The organism is Nocardioides islandensis, assembly GCF_015352455.1.
GTDB lineage: Bacteria > Actinomycetota > Actinomycetes > Propionibacteriales > Nocardioidaceae > Nocardioides > Nocardioides islandensis.
Genome location: NZ_JADKPN010000002.1, coordinates 387060 through 393059 on the forward strand (window position 1 = coordinate 387060; position 6000 = coordinate 393059).

Here is a 6000-nt window from a genome sequence, read left to right on the forward strand (position 1 = left end):
ACCATCCGGACGTGCCGCACTGGGCTGCTAAGCGATGTGCTCCATCGCCACCCGCCACACGCCGTCTGGCTCCTTGCGCCACACGATCACCCCCCGCACATGTGTGGTCGTCGACTCGCTCCCCACCGGACCACTGACCCAAGACCCCTCGACCCAGACAGCCGCCAGGGCGCCATGTCCCTCGGTTCGAAGCGGCCGGATCGAAACCGACCTCAGCGGAGTCATGGAGCGGGCCATCGTCAGCAGCGAGTCCCGACCGGTGACCGCGTGCTCGCCACCTCCGTCGAAGACAGCATCCTCGGTGTACTCCAAGACCCAAGCCGTGGGGTCAACCGCCTCGAGCGCAGCCTCGAGGCGATGCTCTGCCGCGCGTAGCTCGGACTCGTCGAAGATCGCCTGCGGATCCATGGCCACCACCACCCGTCCAGGCCACAGCCCGCTCCATTGGTACGGCCCTCTGGCCGCTATCAGCATTGTGGAGTCCGAGCGAGGCGACAGACAGCCTCGGCGCGTCCGCTCGTGCCGCCGCACGCGCGCCTCAACGACCCGGACGCGCGTGGCTCAACCTCGACGCACCTCCAGACCGGCGCGGGCGAGGATGCCGGGCATCGCCTGGATGCGGGTGATGTTGTACTCGACCCACTCCGGCCTCAGCTCGGTGTAGGGGACGAGCTGCGGGGTGACCTTCTCGCGCGCATCGCGCACGGCGCTGTACCTCCAGCCGTCAAGGCCGCGGCGAGCACGCCAGCGGTCGTGGTCGCGCTCGGCCATCCGGTCGGTCTCCTCAGGGGTGAGCTCGACGGGGGCGGCTCCCCAGTGGCGCAGCGGCAAGAGCTCGAATCCGTTCTCGTGGAGCGCGTCGATGAGGCCGTCTGCCGCATCGCGGCCCGCTTCCCGCTCGTCGTCGCTCAGGTCTGCCCACGCCGGGTCCTCGACGCCGCGCGCTGCAGCCCGGGCCAGGTGATCGGCGTACAGCGCACGGGCGAGCTCCTCGCGCACACCGCCGTCGATGAGGGCCGGCGAGCATGCCCGGTCGAGCATCGGGAACAGGCGCAGGCCCGGGAAGCGGGAGTTGCCCTGATCGTCCTCGACCGCATCGCTGAGCCCTTCGTCGCCCCTGGTGCGCACGACGACGGGGACCGTCTCGTCGTCGATCGTGGCGTGCAGGTAGAGCCCTGTCGCGAGCGCTGTCGACTCGTCGTCGAGCATGATCGCCACCACCGTGGGCCTGATCTCCTCGAGGCGGTCGGTGAACTGCGACAGCCCGGCGCGGGTCGGAGCCTCCACGTCGAACGTGAGCAGTACGGCGTCAACGGCATCCACCAGACCGGGATGCTGCATCTCCATCGCCTGCCACCTCATCGGTGCCTCGCGGTCGACCAGGGTCGCGACCAGCGGTCCCTCCCCGACCTCCGACCACTGCTGTGCGGCGGAGAGAACGATCGCCCGTCCCAGTTGTCCGAGCCCGATCACCACCAGGTGTGGCTTGGTCCCTTTCTCGAGGACGACGTGCTCTGCGACGAGCGCACGCGCCGCGCGTTCGTGCATGTTGAAGAACTCGATGCGCACGACATCGTGGCCGCCGATGCCCGAGCCCCTCAGGAACTGGGTGAGCTCTGCGTCTTCCAGGTGCACCGAGCATCGCAAGTCGACGGCCCGCCTCGTGCGGGGGATCCCGCGCGCGGCTGCGGCGATGGCGACGTTCAGCGAGTCGCTCTTGCAGAGGGCGACCAGGCTCGAAGCCCGGTCGATGCGGACCGCCCGGAGCACTTCCGGGTCCTTGGGGTCCCCGACCAGTACCGGGACCTCGCGCGCACGGAGCGCTCCCAGCTCGACGCCGTTGGGGTCCGGATCGACGCCGACCACCTTGCGCCCGTCCGACTGCAGGGCCAGCGCGAGCCGGGCGCCAGAGATCCCGAGCCCACACACGACCGTGTGGCCGCGGAAGTGCCCGAGGCGGAACCGCTGGAAGTTCTCGCGGAACACCACCGACGCGGCCTGGACGAGCGTGCCGGTGGCCATGAGCGGGGCGGCGAAACGGGCGATCTCCAGCCTCCAGTTCAGGTCGCCGCCGCTGTCGCCGTACGAAAGCACAGCCAGCTGAAGCGTCAGGTAGAGGTTGTCCAGGAAGCCGCGGCCGAGATCGGCCGCGCGCGACTGCTCCACGAAACCGCCGTAGCCCAGGATGATCAGCACCACCCACGCGAACGCGAGGAGGTGCCAGCGTCGACGGGCGCTGAACAAGCCCACCAGCGAAGTATCGTTTCCGCGGGCCTGGTGTGACTACGGACGAGAACGTGGATTGCTCACTGCCCCTGGATCGGGCCCCCCGATGGGGCCACGAGGCCGAGTGCGGGCCTCCGTAGCGGCGCCCTTCTCCAGCGCGGCCACGTCCGGGCCGGTGTAGCGTCATGAGACAGGGTCGGTTCCGGAGACCACGAGGTTCGGACATGCAACTGGAACATCTCTGCGACGTCAGCTGGACCTACGACTTGCTCCACGAGGTCGAGCCTTCGCAAGGTGCCGACGGCCGTGTCTACGGTCAAGGCACGGCCACCTTTGATGGTCGGTTGTCGGGGTCGGCGCGGTGGTCGAACTTTCCACGGATCCGCAACCACGTCGCGCTTCCAGATGCTCGCGGAGTCATTCATGCAGGCGAGAGTGCCGTGCTGTTCGCCCTGACAGGGTTGTCGTCGCTCGACGACGGTCAAGGGGTCCATGTCATGACGTTCCAGACCGCTGCCCCGACCTACCTCTGGCTCAACGACGTCCTCGCCGTAGGCGAGGGAACGATTGACGTCGAGCACGCGCGTCTTGAGATGCGCTACTACGAGTGCCGGGTTGAACTTCCCCTGGCGCACTTCACGTCGTGATTGCTGTGGCTGCCGGGCGCCTGGCATAGCGACCGCGTGACCGCAGGGTGTGAGGGCCGGCTTGCCACGGGACGGTCGATGCGGTTCGTCCGAGCGAGAACCCTATGCCGGAGTCCCCTGCACCAGGTGGCGGACGAAGGATGGGGCAACGGCGAGGATCTCGAAACCCAACCGCTCGTTGATCGAGACCATCCACGAGTTGGTCTCGGCGTTCGACGTGTCGATGCGGCGGATGTCGGGCCGCTCGCGTTGCAGGGCGCGGAGGTTGGCGACCTTGACCGCCGCCCCCAGCCGGTGTCCTCGGTGTCCGCGGTGGACGTACGTGCCCCACTGCACCGCGGTGTCGCCCTCGGTCTGCAGGGCCAGATCGGAATGCGCCACCGCCTCGCCGTCACGGATCGCGAGCGAGCGGTAGACGCGTCGTCCGATCCTGCGCTGGACGGCCAGCTGCTCGCGCATGCTGTCTGGGGTCATGCTGTTGGCCTCGTAGTCGACGTCCCCGGTGGGCGCGTCCACGACCAACTGGTTGACCAGGGCGCAGTACGACGGCAGCAGATCGTCGGGGAGGTCATCGACGAACGTCGTGACGGTGTAGCCGCTCCGGTGCGGCTCGCCATCGGCGTCCACCTCGTCCAGGAGGGCGTCGTCCACCGGCAGCCGGAGTTGACGCTGGATCTCGGTGTTGGCGACCTGGAAGCCATGCGCCGCAGCGAAACGCATCGGGGGCGAGTGGTGGTCTTCGGGACCGGCGTAGGCCGCGCCGGAAGTGATCGTCCTGCGGCCAGCCGCGCGGCCGACCTCGATCATGGCCTCCAGGAGGGTCCCGCCGACACCGTTTCCCCGCGCCGGCGGGTCGACCATGGGAAAGACGAACATCTTGTCGAGATTGTCGGCCTCGGACCACATCGAGATGCCCGCGCCGATCAGCCGGTCCTGGTCGTACGCGGCGAGGCCGGCGGCCCGATGGTCCGGCGTGGTGTCGCGCAATTGCGAGGCGAGCTCGTCGTAGGTCCAGTGGCCGTTCCAGGGCCGGCCGTCGTCCATCTCGGCGCGCCAGGACACGTCGTAGAACCCACGCATCTGAGTGTCGTCGTGCGGGTCCAGCGGTCGCACCTCCACGTCCTGAAACCTAGGCGCCGGGACCGACATCGGCACCCGGTTTACCTTCTCCCCGCGACCCTTGCCCTCCGCGTTCGCCCGACCGCAACGCGTCAATCCATCGTGCCTAGCCCGTGGCGAGTTGACACACGTCACCACCGCGGGGCCTGGTGCGACAACCCCCCGGGAGCTGGAGATGTGTCCATCCGCCGCCTGCGGGACGCACTCTTATGCCGATGAGCGATCGAGTTAGTCCGCCACCACAACCACATCGAATGGACCGATCACTTCTTCGATAGCAGCCGAGGCTTGCTCGGGTAGCGCGTCCGTAGTGCCCCAGATCTGGACCACAACGAACGGTTCGCCGTCCGGGTAGGACACGTGCTCAACGCCAAGACGACTGACGAGGCGTCGCCCGAGCCTCACTGTCTCCGCGTCCGTGAGCGGCTTCTGCCGCCCTCGCGACACGACTCGCAGTCCTGAACTCGCCACGGCCCGGATCTTGGCACATCCAGCACGTCAATCGACCGCTCATGCCGCGATGCGCGCAGTCATGCCGATGAGCGGGCGGCCGCGGTCCTGCAGACCATGGCGAAGCAGGGCTAGGGCCGACACCTGACGCTGGCACCACTGGCCGCGCTGGAGGTCCTCCAGAGCGGCGTGGACGCCGATGCGGGCGAACGCCCCTCACCGGTTGCGGGGCGAATCCCATTCGGGACCTTGGGCCCAACCCGCCTGACCTTGGCCTGTGCCACTCCGCTCGCGGCCGAGGTGCAATGCAGGGGGAGGTGAAAGGCATGTTCTCGATCCGCAACATCGGCGGGGTCGCCCTCTTCCTGGCCGGCACTACTTGGTTGTGGCTGACGCCAGCCTTCGCAGCCAAGGAGGTCTCCACGTCCGGCCTTGCTTGGACGGTAACTCGCATTCTCTGCCTGCTGACCATGGCCAGCTTCGCCGTGGCCACCTGGGGCCTGTTCGCTCAACACAGCTGGTGGGAGCCGGTCGCCCTTGTCTCGTCCGCACTCGGGATCCTGGCATTGATTCCCTACTGGCTCGCCAATACCGGGGGAGGTGGCAGCACCGCCGCTACCGCCTACAACGCCTTCATCCACGTGCTCATGGCAGCGGGAGTCTTTGCTCTGCTCCTCATCCCGAGCTTGGAACGATGGGTGAACGGGAACGTCATGCGTTCCTGACGTTGCCGGCGTCAAGGCCGCCCGACCGAATCGGTTGGAACCACACCGCCTGAACTAGACAAGCCTGAACCACACCCGCCGCCCCCCATGAGCCACGACGGCGCACTCATCTGCCGCGGACGGTGCGCCCTGATGGACTGCGTCGCTCGCGTGGGTCGCCGGAGGCGTGGGTGGTCGGTCAGGCACGCGGGGTGCCCCCGAAGGTGACCAGGAACCTGGTGCCGTGAGGTCCGTGCCACTGGTAGGCGCCCTCGGGCGTGCGGGTGTAGCGCCAGAGGCCGAGGGTCTTGGCGCGGTGGTGTCGGCGGCACAGGGCCGCGAGGTTGCCGGGGTGGGTCTGGCCGGGTGGGCCGTCGGGGTCGTAGGGGACGATGTGGTCGAGGTCGCAGGAGCGGGCGTCGCGGGTGCAGCCGGGGAACACGCAGTGCTGGTCGCGGAGGGTGACCTGCTCCCGCATCCAGACCGGGGGGTCGTGGACGTCGACGGCGTCGCCGCGGGCCATGTTCAGGACCGGGACGAAGGTGACCTGGTGGTGGGCGACCCATTGGCGGAGCTTGGCCATGGTGGCCGCGCCGAGCTTCTCCACGCGAGCGACGGCGAACACTTCGTCGTCACAGGGGCGGGGTTCGAGGTCGTCGGCGTCGACGTGCACGTAGAGGCGGACCTTGTTCACGTGGTCGGTCCGCTCGAGCCCTACCTCACCCCGGGCGGCGCGGGCGGCTCGGGTGATCAGCCGCAGGGCCGTGATCTTGCGGACCCCGAGCGGGGAGTGGTCGCCGTCGACCCGGAGCTGGTGGGCGACCTGGTCGACGAGGTCGGTGAGCTCGTGCAGG

At 68.6% G+C, this 6000-nt stretch carries 6 protein-coding genes; 2 read left to right on the forward strand and 4 right to left on the reverse strand.

Annotated elements, in window-relative coordinates; translation table 11 throughout:
- Nucleotides 1-27: 27 nt before the first annotated feature.
- Both ISU07_RS07390 and ISU07_RS07395 read right to left on the reverse strand, forming a co-directional pair.
- The gene (locus ISU07_RS07390; RefSeq protein ID WP_194706107.1) at nt 28-420 is read right to left on the reverse strand and encodes a YybH family protein; all 393 of its coding nucleotides are present in this window, start codon (nt 418-420) and stop codon (nt 28-30) included.
- A gap of 141 nt (nt 421-561) precedes the next feature.
- The gene (locus tag ISU07_RS07395; RefSeq protein ID WP_194706108.1) at nt 562-2250 is read right to left on the reverse strand and encodes an NAD-binding protein; all 1689 of its coding nucleotides are present in this window, start codon (nt 2248-2250) and stop codon (nt 562-564) included.
- Between the two features lie 200 nt (nt 2251-2450).
- On the opposite strand from ISU07_RS07395, the gene ISU07_RS07400 reads away from it, so the two are divergent.
- On the forward strand, nt 2451-2873 hold the full coding sequence (locus ISU07_RS07400; protein WP_194706109.1) for a DUF3237 domain-containing protein: 423 nt from the start codon (nt 2451-2453) through the stop codon (nt 2871-2873).
- A 102-nt stretch (nt 2874-2975) separates the two neighbouring features.
- Here the strand turns inward: ISU07_RS07400 and ISU07_RS07405 are convergent, their stop codons facing one another.
- A complete protein-coding gene (locus ISU07_RS07405; RefSeq protein WP_194706110.1) occupies nt 2976-3992 on the reverse strand; it encodes a GNAT family N-acetyltransferase in 1017 nt (338 codons plus the stop codon).
- Nucleotides 3993-4768: 776 nt separating this feature from the next.
- Here ISU07_RS07405 and ISU07_RS07410 point away from each other — a divergent pair.
- Nucleotides 4769-5167: a hypothetical protein gene (locus tag ISU07_RS07410; protein ID WP_194706111.1), complete on the forward strand. Its 399-nt coding sequence runs from the start codon at nt 4769-4771 to the stop codon at nt 5165-5167.
- Between the two features lie 178 nt (nt 5168-5345).
- Here the strand turns inward: ISU07_RS07410 and ISU07_RS07415 are convergent.
- Nucleotides 5346-6000 (reverse strand): HNH endonuclease signature motif containing protein (locus ISU07_RS07415; RefSeq protein WP_194706112.1); only part of this gene is annotated, 655 nt, incomplete at its 5' end.

Bases quoted from the DNA above. Each gene is read 5' to 3' on its own strand.
- ISU07_RS07400 (WP_194706109.1), top strand. From the start codon at position 2,451: ATGCAACTGGAACATCTCTGCGACGTCAGCTGGACCTACGACTTGCTC.
- ISU07_RS07410 (WP_194706111.1), top strand. From the start codon at position 4,769: ATGTTCTCGATCCGCAACATCGGCGGGGTCGCCCTCTTCCTGGCCGGC.